We start from the raw sequence: 24725 nt of genomic DNA on the forward strand, positions 1-24725 counted from the left end.
TTTTTTGTATATTTGCGATATGTAATGATGCTTGTTTATATTTGGATATTTATTAGTAACCTTGTACTTGGTTCTGATGAGACCATGTCTTGTTTATAATATAAATATCTAAATAACAACCATCTAGTTCGTTTTTTCTTTAGTTCTCCACTGCCATCGGTAATTTTACTATTTAGTTATCCGCTGATTATCTTTATCTTATCATTCATATCATCTACACTAACCGACATAGTTTCATCAGAACTCATGTATATGAAAACTGCAAATATGCAGAAAGGAGATAAGATTTGTATGGCGTGGATATGTAATATATATGTAATATGAAAGTGGATGGACATTTGCTTATAGATCTGAAGAATGGAGATGAAAAGGCTTTTGAGACTCTATTCTGGAAATATAATGAGCATGTATATCATTTTATTTACTCATTACTATATGAAAAATCTATGGCAGAGGACTTGACCCAAAACGTTTTTCTTAAGATTTGGGAGAAGCATGAGACGATAGATGTGGAGCAAAACTTTGACGCCTATCTATTCACCATCGCCCGTAACTTAGTTTATAAAGAGACAGAGAATCGGCTACTCTCCGAGAAACTGACGGAAAGCCTACAACGACAGCTATCAGATGTTGATTCGCTTATGGAAGAGCGAATTGATGCGGAGTCTTTACGGGAATATATTAATAGCTTGATAGAAGAATTGCCGTTGTCCCGTCGGGAGATATTTCGTTTGAGCCGTCATGAGCATTTATCCTATAAAGAAATAGCGGAACGCCTCTCTATCTCTGAAAAGACTGTGGAGACACAGTTGAGTAGGGCTTTGCGTTTTTTGCGAGATCGACTTTCTTCTGATGGCTTTCTTTGCCTTATAACACTCTTTTTATAGTTAATAAGCATTAAATATCTTGTGGTTTGTAGGGGTAGATAGTTTTATCGGATATACGTATGTATATGATTGGAGTGGAAAATGTATTTGTCGATTGATTACGGATATAAGACTATTCAATATTTGCGTGACAAACGATGATAAAGAACTAATAGCCTTGGGCTGGGATGATGATTATCATCTGTATTGTTTTGATCAGTCAAAGGTTATGTCGGTTTGGTAGTGAAAAACATTTACTCTATTGAAAATCCTTTTCGTAACCGTACATGCGGAAAGGAACATCGACCGTTTACTTATGAAGGCGGAAAATAAGTATGATATTAATTTGTGTTAAATCATGGATCTCTCGATTTTTTTGTGTAAGGGTAAAGCTCTTCTTCGGGATATACTTATTACACGATGAGAAAAACGTATACACATATCGAATTATTGGATCGCTTTATGAGTGGTAAGACTTCACCGGAAGAAGAGCGAACTCTTTTGGCGTGGTTTAGCGATTCCGATCATAAGGAAGAGATCATGGCTTTTTATATGTCTAGATGGGAAGAATCTTCCGGGAAAAAGCTTCCTCCTAAGCTACAAGGACAGATGTTCTGTGAGATTAAAAAGCGGATAAGACAAGAGAAGAAAACTTTGGAGATAAAGAAGAAACCGCATACCTTATGGAAGTGGCTTTCTTATGCGGCGGTGGCATTCGTATGTATAAGCCTTGGAATTGGTTCACATTGGTATTATATGAGACAGGTTCCATTATCCGATCCATTGGATTATGTGGTGTCAGCAGATAATGGGCAACGTGCTAGCGTGGTTCTGCCTGATGGGACGAAAGTATGGTTAAATTCGCATACTAAACTTAATTATAAGAGTGATTATGGCGTGAAAGAAAGATCAGTTTCTTTATCTGGTGAGGCTTATTTTGAAGTTTCGAAAGATACATTGCGCCGTTTCTTGGTAAATGCGGGGGATATGGAAGTCGAGGCGCTAGGCACAGCTTTTAATGTGAAGGCGTATGAGGAAGATGACGAGGTGGTTACGACCTTGTTTGAAGGCAGTGTACGAACAGTGGTTGGAAAAGAGTTTGTGATTCTGTCTCCGGATGAGAGTGCGGTTTTTAATAAGTCTAGTCATATATTATCTGTTAATCACCCGACAAATGCTTCTTATGCCCGTCTTTGGCGTACGAATGAACTGGCCTTCTCTGGCGAGTCGTTGGAGGAGATCGCGGTATTGTTGAATCGAATGTATAATGTTGAAGTTCGTTTTTTGTCCAATAAGATTAAAGGCTACAGTTTCTCGGGGGTGATCCGGAATAATAGTCTGGATAATGTATTTGAAATAATAAGCCTTACGGCTCCGATTACGTATGTGTCGGTAGGTGATACTATTTATTTAAATGAGAAATAGAAAGTTGAGTGTTAACCTAATAAAGAAGAAGCCTATGAGATGAGCTAGATGATTGTAGTAAAAAAAGAAGAAAGGCAAGGCCCTTCTTCCTCTTAAGCAAAATCACTTGTATATAATATCTTCAAGGAAATAACTAGCCGGTTATAAATAAGATAGAATATGTAAATGATTTGCTTGTAAAGTTACCTGTTTAAAATCTATGTATTATTAAAAAACTTTTAAAAATGAGTAATTTCAAGCACTCTTTTTTCCGGACACTTTTGTATGCCCAGTTATTGTCGGGCTTTTCCGGAGTTGCGATTGCCGCCCAGATATCGTTGTCGGTAAAGGATAGACCGATGCGGGAGGTTATTAAAGAATTAGAGGAAACGACTGAATATCGTTTTTTCTATAATGATGGGATCAAAGGTCTGAATTCTCCGATCTCTGTTGACGTGGAAGATGCGGATATTAATGCTGTAATGGATGCGATAGCAAAGCAAGCGAATGTGGCTTATGTATTGAAATCGGGTCATCAGATCGTTTTATCATCGGTAAAAACTGTTCAGCAACAAGGTAATAAGAAAGTTACCGGTACGATTACAGACCCGAAAGGGGAACCAATCATCGGGGCGAATGTGGTCGTGAAAGGATCTACCAATGGTACCATCACGGATATAGATGGCCATTTCTCTATTGAGGTAACTCCGAATGCGATACTTCAGGTTTCTTATATTGGTTATGTGGCTCAAGATGTTCCGGTAGGCAATAAAGATAATTTGGTTATATCTATTCATGAGGACACGCAGAAGCTGGATGAGGTAGTCGTGGTGGGTTATGGTTCCCAGAAAAAAGTGAATTTGACCGGTGCGGTAGAGCAAGTGACTAGTGATGTATTCGAGGGGCGTCCTACGGCTAACGCTACTCAGATGCTAGAAGGGGTTGTCCCGAACTTGAATATTTCCTTGTCTGATGGTAAACCGGGGCGTACGGCGGATTTTAACGTACGTGGCGCCGGTTCTATCAATGGGGGTAGTGCTTTGGTGTTGATTGATGGTGTGGAAGGAGACCCTTCTATGTTAAATCCGAATGATATTGAGAGTATTTCCGTATTGAAGGATGCTGCCGCTTCCGCTATTTATGGCGCACGTGCTCCATTTGGCGTGGTTTTGATCACGACGAAGAACGCTACGGAAGGTAAGCCGAAGGTGACATGGTCTTCTAGCTATTCATTACAATCACCACAGAATGTGCCGGATGTAGTTTCCGATGGTTATATTTGGGCAAAGCATTTTTATGACGCTTATTTTAATTACAATCAAGCGAATCCTTCCGGTATCAACAAGACACAGCAATTTTCCGTGGCTTGGCTGGATGAGTATAAGCGCCGTCATGAGACGGGCGATTTCGGGACGGTGATCTCTGATGGCTCTATCGGTACAAAAGGCCGTTATGTGTATTATCCGGAAGGAACCGACTATTATGATCTGATGTATAAGAAGAGTGTCTTCGCGCAGAATCAAAATCTTTCCATCTCGGGTTCCGACGGGAAGTTTGATTATTATTTGTCAGGACGTTTCTATAGTTACGATGGACTTTTCGATAGCGATGAGCAAACGGATAAGTTCAAGACCTATAACATGCGTTTCAAGGGAGGTTATCAGTTAACTCCTTGGTTGAAGATCAACAATAACTTTGAGTTTTCCCATAATAAATACTACAATCCGATTACCTATTCGGAAGGATCTGGTGTGGTATGGAGAAATATCGCAGACGAGGGACACCCGTCATCGCCACTGTTCAACCCTGATGGTACGATGACTTATTCTGCCGTCTATACCGTAGGCGATTTGCTTTATGGACGTAGCGGTATTACGACAAAGAACTCCAACTTAAAGAATACTACGACATTCAATGCTAAGTTCTTGGGTGACCGTTTGCGTGTGAATGGTGATTTCACGTATCAACAGAAGACGCAAGAGAAGACCAAGAAACAAGTACGTTCACCGTATGCACGGTCGGTTGATGCAGATGGGGAAAGCCAGATCGAACATATTACGGGTACCTATTCCAATTTGGCAGAGACAACTGATCATACGAACTATCTAGCAACGAACCTTTTCGCAGAGTTTGAGGAAACTTTTGCCGAGAAACATTATTTCAAGGCCATGGCTGGATGGAATTACGAAAAATCTACTTTCAAACGCATCTATGCTTATAATGATGACTTGTTGACGGACGACGTGGACAACATGAATTTGGTGATGGGTACTGATAACCGGAGTATTACCTCACAATGGAAGGCTTATCAGTTTGGCGGCGCTTTCTTCCGTTTGAATTATGCCTTTGATGATCGTTATCTGTTGGAGGTAAACGGACGTTACGATGGTTCCTCCCGCTTCCCGAGTGATGAGCGTTGGGCTTTCTTCCCCTCGGCTTCCGTGGGTTGGCGAATCTCGCAAGAACCTTGGTGGAATGTTAAGTCCGAACATATCTCTAACGCTAAGGTCCGGTTTTCTTGGGGCTCTTTGGGCAATGCGGCCGGATTGAGTAATTATCAGTATATCCAGACATTGGGTATCAGCAAGTCTGATTATATTCTTGACGGTTTGCGGCAGAATTATATGTCATCTCCGGCGGCTCTTCCCGGCAACTTGACGTGGGAAACCGCTACGACGTATGATATAGGAGCGGATTTAGGATTCTTTGATAATCGTTTGACCGTAAGTGGAGATTATTATATCCGTAAAACAACTGATATGATCGTGAATGGTCCGACCGTGCCGGATGTGTTCGGTGCTTCTTCTCCGAAAGGTAATTATGCGGATATGTCTACTTATGGCTATGAGTTGTCTTTGGAATGGAGAGATGGATTTGATTTAGCTGGTAAGCGATTTAATTATAGTATCAAGGGTACATTGGCAGATTACTATTCAGTGATCGATAGGTTTAATAATGCGAATAAGTCATTGAGCGAGTATGCGAATCAATCACTCGACAAGAATTATTATGAGGGGATGCGTATCGGTGAGATTTGGGGATTTGTATCCAATGGTTTGTGGCAGGACCAAGCCAGTATCGATGCGGCTGAGGCTGCCGCGAAAGCTGCGGGACAATCCTATTATAATCCGCTCATGCAAACATCGAAAACCTATAAGTTGTATCCGGGTGATATTAAGTTTGAAGACTTAAATGGCAACGGTTATATTGATCGTGGACAGAATACGGTAGATGATCCGGGCGACCGTAAGATCATCGGTAACGAGGAGCCTCGTTATATTTATAGCTTTACGCTTTCTGCCGATTGGAACAATATCTGGGTGAGTGCTTTCTTCCAAGGAGTGGGTAAGCAGGATTGGTATCCGTCTAATGAAGCCTCTACGTTCTGGGGGCAATACAATCGCCCGTATAACCAGATGCCTTCTTGGCATGTGGGAAACTATTGGACTCCTGAGAACCCGGATGCATTCTTGCCTCGTTACGCTGGTTACTATGCGCCTTTCTATGGAGGTCATAAGAACGCTAACACGCGCTATTTGATGAATGCGGCCTATCTACGCTTGAAGAACATACAGGTTGGCTATAATTTACCGTCGGAATGGATTAAAAAATTGCATTTGACAAATGTGGGAATTTACCTTTCCGGGGAAAATCTCTTTACATGGTCTCCGCTTTACAAGTATTCCAAGGATGTCAATGTATCGAATATCGGTGAATCGGATAAGGACTTGACCTCCAGCAATAGTGGTGATGGATATAATTACCCGATGATGAAGTCGTTCAGCATCGGCCTGAATGTTACATTTTAAAGAATAGGAGATTATACGAAATGAAAAAGAATATACTATTAAGCGGTCTGGTGGCACTTTTGGCTGTATTTTCGGGGTGCGAGATGAATGAGGAACCAAAGTCGGAGGCTTCTGTGGATATGGTGTTTAGCTCCGAGAATGGTTTGAAGACGTATACGTACTCATTTTACAATGTCTTGCCTTCCCGAGGAAGCGCTTTCCGGCGTGATGCTACGGCAGATTATGGGGTGAAAAATTCCTTGGGTGGTATGGAGGTTGGCGCTTATACTACGAATAGCGCGACGAGTTGGTCATGGTCCGCTCTTCGTAATATAAATTTCTTTTTGGAGAATAACGTGAATGAGTCACTAAGCACGACTATCCGTGACAATTATAATGGTATCGCACGCTTGTTCCGTGCTCGCTTCTATTTTGATAAATTGGTACAATATGGCGAGGTACCTTGGATTGATAAGGTATTTAACGAGGCTGAAGACCCGGATCTTTATAACCCGCGTGATACACGTGATGTGATTATCGGGCATATCTTGGAGGATTTGGATTATGCGTATACGAATATATTGGAAGAGGATGTCACGCATAATTCAACGATCGTAAATAAATGGACAGCTGCCGCTTTCAAATCTCGTGTTTGCTTGTTTGAGGCTGCTTGGCGTAAATACCATGCCGCTGACCAATTGGATATCGCTCGTACGGGATGTACGGAATATTCGGCCAAAGATTTATATAAACTAGCGGCTGAGGCGGCTAAGGAAGTTATGGATAACGGACCGTACAAACTTTATACTTCGGGTGCTTATAGCGATGGCCGTGGAGCGTATCGCGAACTTTTCATTGCCGATAAGGCCGTTACCACGGAGGTAATGATGGCTATCGAGACTGACAAGGTGTTAGGACTGGGTGAGCAGAATTGGTGGTATAATTCCTCTACTTACGGACCACACTTATGCATGAGCCGTAAATTTATGCTGTCATACTTGAATGCGGATGGTACGCCTTATGTCGAGAAAAAAGCGGATGGAAGCTATAAGAATTTCGTGGAGGAGACAACAGGACGTGATACCCGCTTGAACCAGACGATCCGGGGAGCGGATTATACCCGTAAGAATGCTTCTGGTGTTTATGAGCCGACCGCGGCTAATTTTACGGGACATACATTGACGGGATATCAGTTTACGAAGTTTGCCATGGATGACGTGGCTTACGATGATGCGGCTACGAATGATAATGACATTCCTATCATGCGCTATGCTGAGGTTTTGTTGAACTATGCTGAGGCTAAGGCTGAATTAGGCGAACTGACTGATGCGGATTGGGCGGCTACGATAGGTGCGCTTCGTTCTCGTGCGGGAATTACGGGAGGCACACCACAGACAGGTACATTGACAACCCGTCCGTCATCCGCAGAGCCTTATATCGCTTCTTATTACCCGACGATCTCTGATCCTTCCTTGTTGGAGATCCGTCGCGAACGTGGTATTGAACTTTGTCTGGAAGGTTTGCGCCTAAATGATTTGAAACGTTGGAATTGTTGCGATCTTTGGGTGAACGATCCTTGGGAAGGTATCTTTATCCCATCACTTAACCAACCGTTGGATGTGAATGGCGATGGTAATTATGATGCCTATTTCTATGATACGGATAAGATCGCTGATGAGAAGTATGCTGCGATTGGTGTCTATGTGGGTACAAATAAGAGTAATGTGCTTAACGTGAAGCCGGTTCAAGGAGGTTATTTGATGGAGTATAATTACGCCGGACGTAGCTGGCCGGCTCGTCAGTACTTATATCCGATACCGGAGGTAGTAATTCAGTTCAATACGAATCTAAGCCAGAATCCGGGCTGGTAATCAAGGGGGTATCATGAGAAACTTAATTATAGTGTTTATCTCTTTATTTACTTTCTGCATAGGGATATCCGGACAACAGAAGTGTAAACTGAACGTGGGTAGTTTTAACCTGCGGTATGATAATGAGGGGGATAAGGATGATTCATGGGTACACCGCAAAGACATGGCGGTATCTTTGGTTCATTTCCATGATTTTGATGTCTTTGGGATTCAAGAAGGGTTGATTCACCAAGTGAAGGAATTAGTGAAAGATGATACGTACACGTATGTCGGCGTAGGCCGGGATGACGGAAAAGAGGCTGGGGAACATGCCGCGGTTTTATTTAAGAAAGATCGGTTTAAATTATTGGACTCGGGAAATTACTGGCTGTCGGAGACACAGGATAAGCCTTCTTTTGGCTGGGATGCGCAATGCCGGAGGGTTTGTTCTTGGGCGAAGTTGAAGGATAAGGTTTCGGGAAAGGAATTTTATTTCTTCAGCGTTCATTTTGACCATATCGGTAAGGTGGCACGTCATGAGTCTGCTTTGATAATGTTGGCTAATATTAAAAAGATAGCGGGGGATTCCCCTGCTATCTGTGTAGGTGATTTCAATGGTACGCCGGATTCTGAGCCTATACAAATACTGAAATCCGATGGTTTACTGTTGGACTCACGGGAAATCTCAAAAACACCACCCTATGGGACGGTAGGAACGACAAACCAATTCAATTTGAATGCCCCGATGAAAAACCGGATTGACTATATTTTCGTCACTAAAGGTATTCAGGTAAATAAATATGGGACTTTGAACGAGTGCCAGTATGGGCATTTCTCTTCGGATCATTTCCCGATAATGATAGAGGCAGAGTTCTAATTTATTGATGTGGATTTAATTTTATGATAAAAGGTATGAAGAAGCTAATTTATTCTTTTTTATTTGTCCTTTGTTCCGTATTTGCGTTACAAGCGGAGTCAATGGTAGTAGCCACCTATAATTTGCGTAATGCGAATGCGGGAGACTCGACGAATGGGAATGGCTGGGGACAACGTTATCCCTACATTGCCCAATTGGTGCAGTTCCATGGTTTTGATATCTTTGGGACTCAAGAAGGTAAATATCATCAGTTGCAAGATCTAAAGAATGCGATGCCCGGTTATGATTATATCGGGGTAGGACGTGATGATGGTAAGCAAGCTGGTGAATATTCTGCCATATTTTATCGTACGGGAAAGTTCGAGGTGCTCGATCATGGGGACTTTTGGTTGTCTACGATAACCGATCGCCCTAATAAGGGATGGGATGCCGTTCTTCCCCGTATTTGCACATGGGGTAAATTTCGGGATAAACAAACCGGCTTTACTTTCTTGTTCTTTAACTTACATATGGATCATATTGGTGTACAGGCCCGTGCGGAAAGCGCGAAACTTATCCTTAAGAAGTTGAAAGAATTTCCGGAGAAGCTACCGGCGATTCTAACAGGTGATTTTAATGTGGATCAACATAATGAATCCTACTTATTACTGGACAATTCCGGTATTATGCGGGATTCTTATCAGATAGCGGATTTCCGGTATGTACCCAACGGCACGTTTAATGCCTTCCATGCGGATCGCAAAACAGACAGTCGTATCGATCATTTATTCCTTACGAAAGAGTTTGATGTGAAAAAATATGGTGTCTTGACGGATACATATCGTTCGGAAGCGAAAGATGCGAAGAATGAGCAAAATGCGAATTTTCCGAAGGAGGTCTCCATGCAAAAACATGTAGCTCGTGTTCCATCTGATCATTTCCCTGTGATGATTGTAGTAGAAGTAAAATAATTCAAACATAAGATTCATGGTAAAAGGGAAGTGTCGTGAGATATTTCCCTTTTTATTTGCTGGGGAGTAAAAGGGAAGATGATCTTATATGAAAAGAATGATAAAATAATCAATCAAATAATAATTTTCCTACTTTTGCGTCACAGGAGATTTGTGGAAAGGCAGGATTAATTTCTTGTAAAATATCCTTCTGAGATCTATTTCAACTGAGTCTCGGCAAGACTATGGTTTTGTTGATAAACTGTAAATTATTCTACCACATATATTTATAATCCAGTTCTCCTTTTCCTGAAATCTCAGATCTCTTTACTAAGCATCTTTTTAAACTTCGGTTACAAACTGAATTTGTTCGCTTTATATCTTCGTTCTTCTTTTTGTTAGCCATAGTCTTGCCGAAACTCTTTTACCTGTAAAGACGATTGTGAATATTCATGATAAATGAAGATTATATGCAGGAAGTTCATGCCGATAAGGTCTTAATGCTAGCGATCGGAAATAATGATTATATCAGTTATAATAAACTGTTTGATCGTTATTACGGGCGTCTTTGTCAGTATGTGTATAGTCTATTGATGGATAGAAATGATGCGGAGGATGTTGTTCAAGAGCTTTTCTTGAATTTATGGAAAAATAGGGGGAGAATAGAGATAAAGGAAAATGTATCAGGATATTTATATCGGATGGCTAAACATCTGGCCTTGAACTTTATCCGATCAAAGGTGCAGACGGGAAGTTTATCAGAGAATCAAGACTTATTACTTCTATCCTATGAGGATAATCAACTGGAAACAGAAGAGTTTAGGATCGCTCTTTATGATTGTATAGACCATTTGCCGGATCGGAGTAGAGAAGTGTTACTTCTTCACAGGGTAAAAGGATTGAAGCAGAAAGAAATATCGGAGAAACTATCTATATCCGTGAAAACAATTAAAAATCAAATATGGATGTCTTTACAGAAGTTGAAGGAATGTCTGGAGATGAAGGAGGTATAAAATAATGAGAAAATTTTCAAGGTTCGTATAGGACCTTTTTTTATTTGTGGTGTCATTTAAATAAAGACTAGACTCATGGAGAAGAAAAAGCAAATAGGAGAACACATCGTTGACCATTTATCGGAGAGGATGAATGAAGAGATCGTGGATCCGGTTCTGGATGAATGGTTGGCTGAGGATGAGTCTAATCAAGAGGATTTTAAACGGTATAAAGAGATCTGGAAAGAAACAGGCTCTTATCTGGAGCAAGAAACTTTTAATGCTCAATACGCATGGGATAAGATCGATCGTATCAATAAGGAGAGAGATAATAAGCGGAAACGCTTGGTGAATATCGGATATATCATTTCAGGAGTGGCGGCTACTTTATTGCTTGTCCTCGGGTTTTCGAAAATGGGAGTATTTGATAAACAGCCGGAAATGCTGGTTCGAATGACCGCTGATTACGGAAGCCGATCGGAGGTGGTCTTGCCGGATGGTTCCGTTGTTAAGCTGAATTCTGGATCTGATATTACGTATTCCTATAACGCAAAGGAGAATATCAGGGAAGTGAATTTCCAAGGAGAGGGCTTCTTCGATGTCTCGAAGAACAAGATACCGTTCGTGATCAAGATGAGCAATGGATTACGCTTAAAGGTACATGGAACTTCTTTTAATTTGCAAGCGTATACGGATGAAAAAACAGTTGAAGCCTCGTTGGTGGAAGGCTGTATCGAGTTGGATCATGGGAATGATAAGTTGTTAATGAACGCCGGTGACATGGCGATTTTCGATAAGCAAACCAACAAGATGAGACCGATATCGGATGTGTTATCTCATTCGTACAGCTGGCTGGAGGATAAACTCTATATGGATCATATGTCGTTGGCTTCCGTCTGCAAATATCTGGAGAGGAGGTACGATGTAACCATCCATCTTCAAAAGGATTTGGGGAATAGTATACATTACGATGGAGTCATACAGGAGGAAACCATAACGGATATATTGGGCGTACTATCCCGATTGAGTGATATAAGTTATAACGTGAAAGGAAAAAATATAAGTATAACCTCTAAATAAAGTCTGCCTATGAAGTAAAGAACAGGAATCGCATGAATACACATGAAAAACGGGAAATGCTGGAACATTCCCCGTCATCTTTTTGATCATTAAAATTAGTGCTCGTAACACTAGTGTTAACAAACAATCGAATTACAAATATATGAATTTTTGGAATATAGCAAGGCCGGAAGAGTCTCCGGTCCTTAAAAAAACTTTGTCTATTATGAGATTGACGACATTATTCTCTATCGCATGTTCACTTCAGATCTCGGCCTCTGTCTATTCGCAAGAGACAAAGTTGTCTTTGGACGTTAATAACCAGACAATAAAGGAGGTTCTTTTCAAGATAGAGAAACAGTCTGGCTTCCGTTTTATCTACGAGAGCGAGAAGGTTAACCTGAATAAGAAAGTATCTGTACATGTGAAAGAGCAGACGGTGGAAACCATTTTAAAGCGTCTTTTCGCAGGGGAAGGCGTAAAGTATGAGATTACGGAGAATAATTTCATCTTAATTAATCCCTCTACAAAAAACGAGAAAGCCGCCCCTTCCTCACAAGCCGTTTTGCAAAAGAAGAATTTAGTGCAAGGTGTAGTGACCGACGAGAATGGTGAACCTATTATTGGCGCGAACGTAGTTGAGAAAGGTACTACCAACGGAACGGTTACGGACCTTGATGGAAAATTTACGATGGAGGTATCGGAAAACGGTGTCCTTCAAATCTCTTACATCGGATATGCCATGACGGAATTGCGTCCCGGCAAGGAAGCGAATTTGAACGTGAAGTTACGGGAAGATGCTTTGCAAATGGATGAGGTTGTAGTTGTCGGTTATGGTACGGTAAAAAGAGCGAACTTGGGTGGTGCCGTATCTACGGCCGACGCGAAAGCGTTTGAGTCTCGTCCGGTTCAGAATGCGGCTCAGGCTTTGCAGGGAGAGGTACCCGGTTTGACGATTACACGTGCCGGAGGCGCTCCGGGTTCGGACATGACCATGAAGGTTCGTGATGTCTCTTCTATCAACGGTGGTACTCCCCTTGTTTTGATTGATGGAGCGGAGGGAAACATTAATATGATCAATCCTTCCGATATCGAGAATATTTCCGTATTGAAAGATGGTACGGCCGCTATTTACGGTGCTCGTGCCTCGGATGGTGTTATTCTGGTGACAACGAAAAGTGGTAAGCGCAATCAGAAGACATCTGTTGCTTTTGATGCATATTACTCTATTAAGACTCCTGCGTTGTTAAGGAAACCGGCGAATCTATTACAACATGCGGAGATGGCCTTGGAGATCACCGATGGATCATTCACTCCAGAATACACGAGAGATCAATTGGACCTGATCCGGCAGAATAGTGATCTGGTGTTGACTGATGCGGAATGGGGGCGTTGGACCGGTTATCCGCAATTCTTCAAGGATCAAGACTGGAATGATATGCTTATTGGCAATGGTAATATGCAGAATTACAATGTCAATATCTCCGGCGGTGGAGAGAGATACTCGTATATGTTGTCTTTAGGCCATCAGCGGGAGGAAGGTATCCCTAAATTTGGTGAGGATGTGAACAAGCGTTACTTCGTACGTGCTAAATCGAGCGTCGAGATCTTCAAGAACTTGACTTACGATCTTAATTTAGCTTATGAGGCAAGCAACAGGGACTATTCCTCGGGTTTGACGGAAGGACAAAATATATGGGAACTGATTTATAAGACTCGCTCTTGGACTCCGATGTACAATCCGTCGGGAACTTTCTATACATTCGAGGGTTTCGATAATCCGGCTCAAGTATTGGAAGACGGGGGTATGGTGAATAAGACTACAGGTAATATAACGGTCAACAACCAATTACGCTGGAAAGTGATCGACGGATTACAATTGGTGGGGCAAGCCGTGATCCGTAAGTATGATCAGGATGAGAACGTGACGAACAAGAAAATCATCAATTACGATTGGGATAATAACGAGGTCCGGGAGAAACGTACGCCGAATAGCGCGGAGCGTCGTTACCAGAAAACTTTATCCAAGAACTTCACGCTCTATGCTGATTATAAAAAGAACTTCAATGACCGGCATGATTTAAGCGTGATGGTCGGTACTTCCCATGAGTCTGAGAACTATGATAGGTTCACGGCGAAGCGTATTAACTTCGACCAACAAGAAAATATGTCTTTGCAATTGGGTAGCGCTCAAGATCAAAACGCTTGGAGCGAGGGAAATCAGTGGACGATTAATTCTTTCTTCTCCAGAGTGAATTATACGTTTGCCAATAAATATGTCATCGAAGGAACGATCCGTGCGGATGGTAGTTCCCGTTTTGATCCGGATCACCGTTGGGGATGGTTCCCGGGTGTAAACGCGGCTTGGCGTGTCGGGGAAGAAGGCTTCATGAAAAGATTGGGTTGGTTCGAGGACTTGAAGGTAAGGGCTTCTTATGGAGAGATGGGTAATCAGTCCGGTATCGGATTGTATGATTATATTCAATTAATCTCTTTATCGAACGATTATTATCCTTTCGGGACTGGCGTGAAAGGACAAATGGCTACGTCTGGAAATATTATTTCTACCTCTCGTACATGGGAGACGATCCAGACAACCAATGTGGGATTTGATTTCTCGACGCTCAATAACCGTTTATATGGATCGTTCGACTACTTCTGGAAAGAGAATAAGAACATGCTTATCCCGAAGACCTATCCTTCTATGTTAGGTGCGGACGCTCCGAGCACGAACAGCGGCCATTTAAGTATTCATGGATGGGAAATCTCTCTAGGCTGGAGGGATCAGATCAAGGATTTCAGCTACTCGGTTCGCTTTAATATCAGTGACGCGAAAAACAAGGTCGTGGATCGGGTTGGAAGTAACCTGATCCAATTAGGTAATAACGAGACTCCGACCGGATATCCGTTGAATTCCTATTTCGGATATGAATTTGATGGAATCATCCAGAATGAGCAAGAATTGGAGGCGTATAAATCTCGTTTCTCGGAAGGAGGTATCCCGGGTGACTTGAGCGTAGGTGACGCTATGTACAAGGACTTGGATGGAGACGGGAAGCTATCCGTATTAGGTGATGGCAAAGAAGGCTCCGGTGACGTGAAATACTTGGGTGACAAGAACCCTCGTTATAATTTCGGCTTTAACCTGAGTATGGCTTGGAAGGGATTCGATCTGAGCGCCTTTATACAAGGAGTCGGCCGTAGGACGATGTTCTTGGAAGGGGAGAGCCGATGCCCGATGCCAGAGGCATGGTATCAATCCGCCGAGTATTGGTATGGAAAGACTTGGACCCCGGAAAGAACGGATGCCCAATATCCGGCGATCACGTTGAAGGATAAACGAAACTACAACTATTATGTATCTACGAACACGAAGTTTAACGTTGCGTATGCCCGTTTGAAAAACTTGCAGTTCGGTTATACGATCCCGCAGACTTTGACCTCGAAGGCCGGTTTGCAGAAGGTGCGGGTGTATTTCTCCGGCGAGGATTTATTTGAGGTACATAACACGCCAAATGGTTGGGACCCGGAGGAGAACAGCGGTAGCATTACTTCCTATCCGTTTACCCGTAATTATTCATTTGGTATAAATGTCGTATTTTAAAAATTAAAGCGAAAAGTCATGAAAAACTATCGGATAATATTGGGAAGCTTTATTGTTTCCGCTTTGTTCTTGTCAAGTTGCCAAGATATAGACCTGTTGCCAAAAGATAATATGCCGGACGAGCTATTCTGGAAAACCCCGGATGACTTCGAGAAGGAGGTCAATTGGCTCTACACACGTACCGAGACGTTCGGCACCAAGGATACGGATAGCGATATCGCCTATGAGCTGAACGAGAACACGACGAGCAACGGTACGTTGATCGCCCCGAATACGGATGCCCTATGGGACTCTACTTTCATAGACCTGCGTCAGAGCAATATGATTATCGAGAAGAGCCAGACGTACGAGGGCGATCCCTCGGAGATCGAGCGGTATGTGGCTGAGGCCCGTTTCTTCCGTGCTTACTCGCATTTTCGGTTGATGGCGAAATACAACGATATCCCTATCTTGACGAAGGTGCTTACCGTAGATTCCCCGGAGTTGTATGGTTCTAGGAATAAGCAACAGGAGGTGGAAGACTTCATCTTGTCGGAACTCAACGAGGTGTATTCTAAACTACCCTTGCAAAGTGAGTTAAGCTCGGATGAGGCGGGACGTGTAACCCAAGGCGCTGCCTTGGCGTTGAAAGCGAGGGTTGCCTTGTTTGCCGGGACTTGGGCGAAGTATCACCAGCACCGTTCGGACTATCAGCAGTTGTTGCAACAAGCGATCGATGCCGCTACAAAAGTGATCGATAGTGGTGAGTATGCTTTATATGAAGGCTCCGGTGAGGAGAGCTACCGCTACTTGTTTATCAATGCGGGCGATAATTCAAAAGAGGGTATCTTCGACAGTCGGTACGAGACGGATATCCGCCACCATAGCGATGCGTGCCCTGTATATTGGGGATGGCGAGGGACGCCTACCCGTAAGCTGGCCGATATGTATTTGTGTAAGAGCACGGGATTGCCGATTGAGAACGCTAATTCCGGATTTGAGGGATATGCCACGATCAAGAGCGAATACGAGAATCGTGACCCTCGTATGAAACAGACCTTCTTGATGCCCGGAACCGACTATATCAGTCCGCAAGACGGCGCCTTGACCTGCCCGCCGCAATTTACCATACGTCCCGAGACACGTACGGGTTATAAGTTGTGGAAATATATGGCGGAGACTTCCGTTCCTTCTGACAAGGATGTATATGATTATCACATCATCCGTTATCCGGAGGTATTGCTGATATTGGCCGAGGCCACCTATGAGAAAGACGGGGCGATCAGCGATGACATCTTGAACAAGACGATCAATGTGATCCGTTCCCGGAAAGGCGTGGAGATGCCTCCTCTGACCAACGCTTTCGTGAAGAGCAATGGGTTGGATATGCGGACGGAGATCCGTCGGGAACGTACGATCGAGTTAGCGTTCGAAGGCTTCCGCAGGGATGATTTGAGACGTTGGAAGACGGCTGAGACGGAATTGATAGGTGCCATAAAAGGTATTAAGCTGAAAGGTTCGGAATACGAGAACTTGGATGTCTTGAACGAGGGAAATCCCGGTTTGACAGACGAAAATGGTTTCTTGATTGTGGAACCGGCGGAGAATCGTAACTTTGTGACCCCGAAGCATTACTATTATTCCCTTCCGTTGGATGAGTTGTATCTGAACCCGAACTTGGCTCCGAACAACCCGGGGTGGTAGGGTAATGCCTTATATTCCGGTAAAAATGGCCTTGCACTGGTGTAAAATGCCTTTTTAGATCTAAGAAATGGCTTTTCACCCTCGCGAAGTACCTTTTAGATTTCTAAAAACGACTTTGCGCTTGTGAAATGCCGTTTTTAGATTTAAGAAATGGCTTTGCACCCTTGCGAAATGCCTTTTAGATTTCTAAAAATGATTTTACACCTGTGAAATGCCATTTCTAGAATATTTTATGAGAGTAAATGAATTTAAAATTGAATCGAATGTCATTCATAAAGAAGATAGGTCTTGTATGCTTTATCGTCTTCTGCTGTGCGGGATGCCGTAGCGCGGGAGAGAAACTGGTTGAGAGTGCGGCTGCTCCCCGTATTATCAACATCATCAATTTCATCCGCCAGACAGACTACCGGGTGGAGAACGCCGATAGCTTATTGTACGAGACGGTTTGTGAGCAAGTGAAATTGGTGAATAAATATGATTTGCCGGCTACCTTTTTATTACAGTACGATGCGTTGATCAACCCGTTGTACCAAGATCTGTTGAAAAGTAAACTCAATGCTCACTCCGAGATCGGTGCTTGGTGGGAACTTACGCAACCGCAGATCGAGGCCGCCGGGATCAAGTGGCGTGGCGAGCATTCTTGGGTCTCGCACGCGAATATCGCTTTCAGCACCGGATATACGAAAGAAGAACGGGAGCGACTGGTGGATGTCTATATGGCGAAGTTCAAGGAGATATTCGGCACGTACCCGAAATCGGTCGGCTCTTGGTTTATCGACGCGCATACCTTGGGCTATATGTACGATAAATATAAGATCGTGGCGTCGTGCAACTGCAAGGACCAAGTGGGGACGGATGGTTATACCCTATGGGGTGGTTACTGGAACCAAGCCTATTACCCGAGCCGGGTAAACGCCTATATGCCGGCGCAGACCGAGGAGGGGCAAATCCCCGTTCCTATTTTCCGTATGCTGGGCAGTGATCCTATTTATCAATATGATGATGGTCTGGGACAAGAGCGTCAAGGGGTGATCTCCTTGGAACCCGTGTATGAGAAGGCGGGCATGGATCGTCGCTGGGTGGATTATTTCTTGGAATCGATCGTGAACCAGCCTTGTCTGGCCTTCAATTATGCGCAAGCGGGACAGGAGAACTCTTTCACGTGGAGTAATATGAGCAAGGGACTGGAGATGCAGATCCCTATCTTGGACTCCTTGAGGAAGGAAAATAAGATCCGGGTGGAGACGCTGGGCGAATCCGGTGCGTGGTTCAAGGAATGCTTCAAGGTTACGCCGCCGACGGCTGTCACCACGTTGACGGATGTCCGTGGAGAAGGAAATAAGACGGTCTGGTTTAACAGCCGTTATTATCGGGCGAACTTATTGTGGGAAAGGGGAACCTTCCGCTTTAGGGATATCCATCTTTTCGACGAAGGCTATAAGTCCGCTTATATGGAAAAGCCCGGAGACGGGAACCAGTTCTTGTTCTATACCTTGCCCGTCGTGGACGGATTCATGTGGAGCGAGGGACTCGATCGTGCCGGGCTTCGGATCGTCCGATTAGACAAGGATGGAGATAAGGAGGAACTTACCTTGGATCATCCGGTAGTGACGGAGATAGGCAAGGATACCTTGGTAGTTTCCGCCGAAGACTCAAAAGGCCATCCATTCAAGATCACTTTCTATGAGACCCGCTTCGAGGTAGCCGCTCTGTCAAAGGAGGCGGACCTCTCATGGGCTTTAGAGCTAAAGGTCGCAGCAGGGAAGGAGCTACCTTTCACCGTTATAGAGGATAAGGCGGTCAACGCTAGCTTCGATGGTTTCAACTACGTGATCACTTGCAAGAAAGGCCATATAAGGAAACCTGAATCTGGTTCGGATTATGTCTTTAGGATACTTCCGTCGGATAAGGAAATAGTAATAAATTGTACAAATACGAGATTAAATTGTACACATGAGAAATAGTAATATGAATATATCAGTTTGGAGAAAATGGGCGGTCGTATGGATGGTCGCTGTGCTCAGTGGTTTTCAATTAAGGGCGGCAGATCCTGTGGTCGTCCCGGCGAATATGGAACCGCTGACGATAGAAGGAAATCGTTTTGTCACCTTATGTATCATGATACGTACGACGCCTTGGGAAGTCTCCCGGGATGTCAAGTTACATCCCCGCGATGAGGTGGATTGGCATACGCTTGAAGGAGTACGTGCCTTGCGGGAGGCTTTCGCCACGAATAACCCGAACGGTCGTCTTACATGGGGATTCACGATGAATGCCTTGGAGGACGGACGGAAGAATTACCGGGAGATCCGTGATTATGTAGTGGAGTGCCAAAAGAAATATGGGGATGAGGTTACTTATTTTCCCGGTTATTTTCCGGCGATGTATCTACCCCGTGAGCGGGTAAACCGTGAGATGTCGGAGGCGATAGAGATCATTTCTAAAATGGTGGGAAACGGTTATCGTCCCCAATCGATTATGGGAGGTTTCTTATCGGCCGATAATTTGAGATATTTGGCGGAGAAAGAGAACATCCATGTGGCGCACGCCGTGATCTGGAGCCAGCATAATATAGACGGTGGTGGTGCTGACGGCTCTCCTTCTTATCCTTTCTATCCCTCGACGGAACACTTCTGCAAGCCGGCGCAGGGAAAAAGCGATTTCATCGATTGCGTGAATCTGGATGGCTGGACGATGGACTTTATCTGTGCCCGCCGTAGCGGACAGACCGGACATGGTATCGATGGATACAACAGCCGTAGAGGTGTCGGCCCGATCGAGACGTACAAAGGTTGGGGGCTCGACTTGGGACATCGTGAGGTGATGCACACGGAAGCGATTCACTTTGATAAAGGTCTTGAGTTGAATGGCTTTGGCTGGGTCGCCAATATCTGGGAGGCGCAGATGGTACATGAGTTCGGGAAGGATCTCATCTGTGATGCCATGAAGATGTGGGTAACGGGTACCAAGGAACGCTGGCCGGATACTCATTTCGTTACGTTCGGAGAATTTGGCGAACTTTGGAGAAAACAATATAAATCGAACGACGACTGGAACTATCGCTTCGTAGAACGAGGCTCTGGTTTGGGAGACTCTTATAATAATTTGGAGATAAAATGGTTTATGAATAAGGAATTCCGCTTGGCCTTATTACGTGATTGGCATACGAAAAATTCCCCGGCTTACGTCATCGACTTTACCCGTTATGATTTGCAAGCCCATGAACCTGCCGATCCCAGCCCGGAGAAACCGGCTAAGGATTGGAGCTTGATCAACAAAATCAATCAAAAAGCCCTCCGTCCGCAAGATAAGCCGGTCTTGATCGATAAGTTGGAGAAAGAAGATCAAGATTTGATCCGGAAATATTATCCGGAATTACTTAAATAGTTGGTTTATGAAAAAGATTACCGTTGTTTGTTTAGCTCTTTGCTCCTTTCTTTTTGGGGGAGATCTCTTCTCCGTAAAGGCGCAAATCCTAGAGAAGTTCACATTGCCTACCCCATGGACAGAGGAGGCATTGAAGGCTGAGATTCCTTTACCGGAATATCCACGTCCGCAGATGGTGCGTTCGGAATGGTTGAATCTGAATGGTATATGGGATTATATGGGAGGAAAAGACCTGCTTGATCCTGTTACGGCAACCACCCCTCCAGTCTTTCCCGCAAAAGTAGAAAAGATACGTGTGCCGTATCCTCCGGAATCGGAATTATCCGGTATAGCTCGTGGGGGTGATACTTGCCTGTGGTATAAGCGTAGCTTCTCTGTTCCTCAAGCATGGAAGGGCAGGAATGTATTGTTGAATTTTGGGGCTGTAGATCGGATCTCGTCTGTGTTTGTCAACGGTAAGAAGGTGGGTACCCATACGGGAGGGTACGATGCTTTTAGTTTAAATATTACTGATTATTTGAAATCCGGTGAAAATGTCCTTGTGGTAGGTGCTTATGATCCTAACGACGGCCGGGCCGCTTCGGGCAAGAACGGCTCACGTGGAGATTATATTTTTACCTCCGGTATCTGGCAAACCGTTTGGCTTGAACCGGTAGAGAAACAATATATTTCTCAGATTAAGCTAGTGCCCGATTTAAAAAATAATCGGTTGGAAGTAATTGCTTATACGGAGGATAAGGAGTTAAAGGTAACGGCTATCGCGGATAATGGTACTTCAGAGGTGGCAAGAACCGAAGGAAATTCCAATATGAGTTTTTACTTGCCTATCCGGGAACCCCGTCTATGGAGTCCAGATGATCCTTTCTTGTATGGTTTGAAATTGCAGTTGAAAGATCGAAAGGGTGAGATAATAGATGAGGTATCTTCTTATTTTGGTATGCGTTCTGTTAGTATGGGAAAGGTAGATGGTGTGCTTCGGCCTTTATTGAACGGGGAGTTTGTTTTCCATATCGGTCTTTTAGATCAAGGTTATTGGCCCGATGGCGCATTTACTGCTCCTACCGACAAGGCTTTGTTGTATGATATAGAACTGGCGAAACGTGCGGGTTTTAATGTAATACGCAAGCATATCAAAGTAGAGCCTCAACGTTGGTATTATCATTGTGACAGGCTTGGCTTGATGGTTTGGCAAGATATGCCGAATCTTTGGGAGCCGGATGGTGAGGATTCCGTGGCGGTTCGTAAACAGTTCCGTGACGAATTGAAAGTGATGATCGACCAACACGTCAGCTCGCCTTCTATCGTGATGTGGGTCCCGTTTAATGAGAATTGGGGAGCTTTTGAAGCGACAGACATCACAGCTTGGGTGAAAAAGTACGATCCGAATCGTTGGGTAAACGGTATGTCGGGATATAATTACGCTCCGGGCTATCGTAAGGCTTATGGAGATCCCAGAAATGGAGATTTCGTGGATATGCATCATTATGGCAAGATCGAGCCTAAGGCGATCCCCCGTCCCGATGATAAACGTGCTGCGTCCCTTGGCGAATTCGGAGGAAAAGGTCTATTTGTGCGTGGGCATATGTGGCCTGTACGCAATGACGCTTATGAGATGATGTTGAATAGAGAGGTCCTGACCGATACCTATGTATTAATGCTTACCGAGCTAGAGCAGATGATAAACTATTTCGGACTAAGCACGGCCATCTATACGCAGACTACAGATGTGGAACATGAGATAAACGGCTTGGTCACTTATGACCGAAAGGTGGAGAAGATGGATCTGGAGAAAGTTAAGTACATCAATCAGGAAGTTATAAGATGTACAAGAAAAAAGTAGCATATCCTCTAAAATGTTGATAATTAAAGAATACGGGATTCATTGATGAGTTCCGTGTTTTTTTATTTTGTAAGTAAAGAGCTAATATTTTTCCCTTTTGTCTTAAAATATTTGAGCTGGTGATAATTGCAAATGAATATGAAAAAACTTAGAGCATAGATTGTACGGAACCGTAGGTCATTACTGAGAAGGTGGTGGAGTTCGAGGAGAATCTGTTGATAAATAATGTTGTGCTATTCAAAATTAACCAAACGAAAGTAGATACTTATCAAGGTTATTTATTTTATTTATTAAATTTTTGAGATAAAGATAAATATGTAATCTGTAAAAATTAAGGGACGTATCCATGTGGATATGTCCCTGATAAAATTTGGTTGTTACATATTGACTGTCCCTCGTACTAAGATCATGATGTTATTCTACCTTCGGGGTTTGGCTGAAGATATCATGAATACGCTTCATGTCGAATTTTGGCGTACGGTCATAATAATAGATACCGTTTTGCTCTTGTTCCACATCAGTCAACTGTGTATAGCAATATCCCCAGATATCCTTCGAAAGAGATAGGACAGCGTTAACTTGGCCCTCCAAACGTTTGTAAAACTCTTCTAAAGAATGGGGGGGCTCTCCATATCCCCAAGATGTATTTTGGGTACTTTCCATCTGTTGTGACGGGTTCCATTTTATACCGCCAAACTCATCAACTAAATAAGGCATATCTTTTTTATATTTCGGGAATTGGTATTGGTCTGTATATTTCAGGCCGTTGAAACCGATATTTTTCGGCATCAATTGTATTTCCCATTTTGGGGTGACAAATAGTTTACCGTCATTATACAGTTGCTTTTTCAATTCTTCCGGATTTTGCTCGTAATTGTGGATTGTCCAGATATCGGTAGCGATGTGTACACCACCGCTGGTACCGTGGAAAGGACGCGTCGGGTCTATCATTTTCGTTAGGTTATACAGGTCGTGCATCAGGCGCGGATATTGTATGCGATCAGGCCAGAACTCCTCGTTTGTAGGTGTCCAGATAAGAAGGGAAGGATGGTTACGGTCACGTTCTACGATTTCGGTCCATTCAGTTATGAAATTCCGGGCGGTTTCCGTATCATTGCAATCCATTCCCCAACTGGAAGCTTCCCCCCATGTAAGATAGCCCATCTTATCCGCCCAATAATAGAAACGTTCCTCGAATACTTTCTGATGGAGGCGGGCACCATTAAAGCCGGCCGCCATGGAGAGTTCGATGTCATGCTTTAACGCCTCGTCGCTAGGAGCCGTCCAAATTCCATCGGGATAAAATCCTTGATCAAGTACCAAGCGTTGGTAATAAGGTTTGTTGTTCAGATAAATCTTATTGCCTTCGATATGTACCTTACGCATACCTGTATAGCTTCTTACCTCATCTACTACCTTCCCGTTCTTATCTATTACTTTGTATTCCAAGTCGTACAGAAAAGGGTTTTCCGGACTCCATGTTTTCATTTTCTTGATGGGTAGAATAGCAGAAGATAAGGAGCTTGCCGTAATGGTTTGGCTGGCTACTATTTTACCGTTGTCTTTTACGGTTACTTGCAATTTACCTCCTAGTTCTTTATAGAAACGAGGACGCACAACCAATTGTTGTTGGTCTATATCTGTCAGCAACTGCACGGATTGCAATCCTTCCGGATGGACAGCCTCCATCCAAACCGTTTGCCAAATACCTGTGGTCCGGGTATAATTACAGGCGTAGGATTCAAATTGTAGGTTTTGTTTTCCTGCCGGTTGTTTTGCGCTTCGTAGGTCACTTTCTACATATACGACTAGGCTATGTGTCTTTCCTGGTGTTACCAAGGAGGTGATATCTACTGCGAAAGAAGAGGTTCCGCCAAAATGGCGATTGGCTAAGACTCCATCAATGTATATTTCCGATTTATAATAAACAGCTCCAAAGTTAAGTCTTATATTCTTTCCATTCCATTCTTGTGGGATCGTGATAGGACGCTGATACCAGAAATGTTGAATGAAATCCGTGTATTTTACGCCGGATAACTTACTTTCCGGGCAGAAAGGCACTGTGATCTTTTGGTCAAAACCGTTCGATTTATAGAACTCCCGTTCCATTCCGGTACCTCCGAAATCGAATGAGCAAGTCCATTCTCCGTTCAAATTTACCCAATCCATGCGTTCAAATTGTGGACGGGGATATTCGGGACGTGGGATAGACCATAAAGCAGTGATGCACCAAAACAGTAAGAATGTAGTAATGTTCAATTTTTGTTTCATAATATATAATTGTATTATAATAAATGCAAAAATAAAAATTTGAATACTATTAGACAAATTCTTGAAAGACTATGAAGGGTAACCGCATTAAAATGTCACTTTTAGTTTTTTTGTCGCAGGAGATATACTTATTTTGTCACAGGAGATAGCTTACTTTGCCAATGAAGTATATCTT

Annotated in this window: 14 protein-coding genes; 13 read left to right on the top strand and 1 reads right to left on the bottom strand. The window is 43.4% G+C overall.

The window, feature by feature from the left end:
- Positions 1-320 precede the first annotated feature (320 nt).
- The 13 genes from BDI_RS15520 to BDI_RS15580 all read left to right on the top strand — a co-directional run bounded on the left by BDI_RS15520 (position 321) and on the right by BDI_RS15580 (position 22279).
- Positions 321-887, top strand: a complete 567-nt coding sequence (locus BDI_RS15520) for an RNA polymerase sigma factor (RefSeq protein ID WP_005860201.1) — start codon at positions 321-323, stop codon at positions 885-887.
- A gap of 399 nt (positions 888-1286) precedes the next feature.
- On the top strand, positions 1287-2291 hold the full coding sequence (locus BDI_RS15525) for a FecR family protein (RefSeq protein WP_011967150.1): 1005 nt from the start codon (positions 1287-1289) through the stop codon (positions 2289-2291).
- A gap of 224 nt (positions 2292-2515) precedes the next feature.
- On the top strand, positions 2516-6079 hold the full coding sequence (locus BDI_RS15530; protein WP_005860198.1) for a SusC/RagA family TonB-linked outer membrane protein: 3564 nt from the start codon (positions 2516-2518) through the stop codon (positions 6077-6079).
- A gap of 20 nt (positions 6080-6099) precedes the next feature.
- A complete protein-coding gene (locus tag BDI_RS15535; protein WP_005860196.1) occupies positions 6100-7929 on the top strand; it encodes a RagB/SusD family nutrient uptake outer membrane protein in 1830 nt (609 codons plus the stop codon).
- Between the two features lie 13 nt (positions 7930-7942).
- On the top strand, positions 7943-8785 hold the full coding sequence (locus BDI_RS15540) for an endonuclease/exonuclease/phosphatase family protein (RefSeq protein ID WP_005860194.1): 843 nt from the start codon (positions 7943-7945) through the stop codon (positions 8783-8785).
- Between the two features lie 35 nt (positions 8786-8820).
- Positions 8821-9735, top strand: a complete 915-nt coding sequence (locus BDI_RS15545) for an endonuclease/exonuclease/phosphatase family protein (RefSeq protein ID WP_005860191.1) — start codon at positions 8821-8823, stop codon at positions 9733-9735.
- A gap of 449 nt (positions 9736-10184) precedes the next feature.
- The gene (locus BDI_RS15550; protein ID WP_009275414.1) at positions 10185-10727 is read left to right on the top strand and encodes an RNA polymerase sigma factor; all 543 of its coding nucleotides are present in this window, start codon (positions 10185-10187) and stop codon (positions 10725-10727) included.
- A 75-nt stretch (positions 10728-10802) separates the two neighbouring features.
- Positions 10803-11786 (top strand): FecR family protein, encoded by a 984-nt coding sequence (locus BDI_RS15555; RefSeq protein WP_011967151.1) that lies wholly within the window; start codon positions 10803-10805, stop codon positions 11784-11786.
- 142 nt (positions 11787-11928) lie between these two features.
- Positions 11929-15369, top strand: a complete 3441-nt coding sequence (locus BDI_RS15560; RefSeq protein ID WP_008779010.1) for a TonB-dependent receptor — start codon at positions 11929-11931, stop codon at positions 15367-15369.
- Positions 15370-15387: 18 nt separating this feature from the next.
- Entirely contained in the window at positions 15388-17052 is a 1665-nt protein-coding gene (locus tag BDI_RS15565) for a RagB/SusD family nutrient uptake outer membrane protein (RefSeq protein ID WP_008779011.1), read from the top strand.
- A 263-nt stretch (positions 17053-17315) separates the two neighbouring features.
- Positions 17316-19016 (top strand): hypothetical protein, encoded by a 1701-nt coding sequence (locus BDI_RS15570; RefSeq protein WP_172580093.1) that lies wholly within the window; start codon positions 17316-17318, stop codon positions 19014-19016.
- The gene (locus BDI_RS15575) at positions 19006-20439 is read left to right on the top strand and encodes a DUF3863 domain-containing protein (RefSeq protein ID WP_011967154.1); all 1434 of its coding nucleotides are present in this window, start codon (positions 19006-19008) and stop codon (positions 20437-20439) included. The genes BDI_RS15570 and BDI_RS15575 overlap by 11 nt, the downstream gene beginning before the upstream one ends.
- Before the next feature lie 7 nt (positions 20440-20446).
- A complete protein-coding gene (locus tag BDI_RS15580; RefSeq protein WP_011967155.1) occupies positions 20447-22279 on the top strand; it encodes a glycoside hydrolase family 2 protein in 1833 nt (610 codons plus the stop codon).
- 414 nt (positions 22280-22693) lie between these two features.
- Here the strand turns inward: BDI_RS15580 and BDI_RS15585 are convergent, their stop codons facing one another.
- Positions 22694-24550, bottom strand: coding sequence for a glycoside hydrolase family 2 TIM barrel-domain containing protein (locus BDI_RS15585; RefSeq protein WP_009275192.1), 1857 nt, complete (start codon positions 24548-24550; stop codon positions 22694-22696).
- Between the last annotated feature and the right edge of the window lie 175 nt (positions 24551-24725).

The sequence above is a fragment of the Parabacteroides distasonis ATCC 8503 genome, from assembly GCF_000012845.1.
In the GTDB taxonomy this organism is placed as follows: Bacteria; Bacteroidota; Bacteroidia; order Bacteroidales; family Tannerellaceae; genus Parabacteroides; species Parabacteroides distasonis.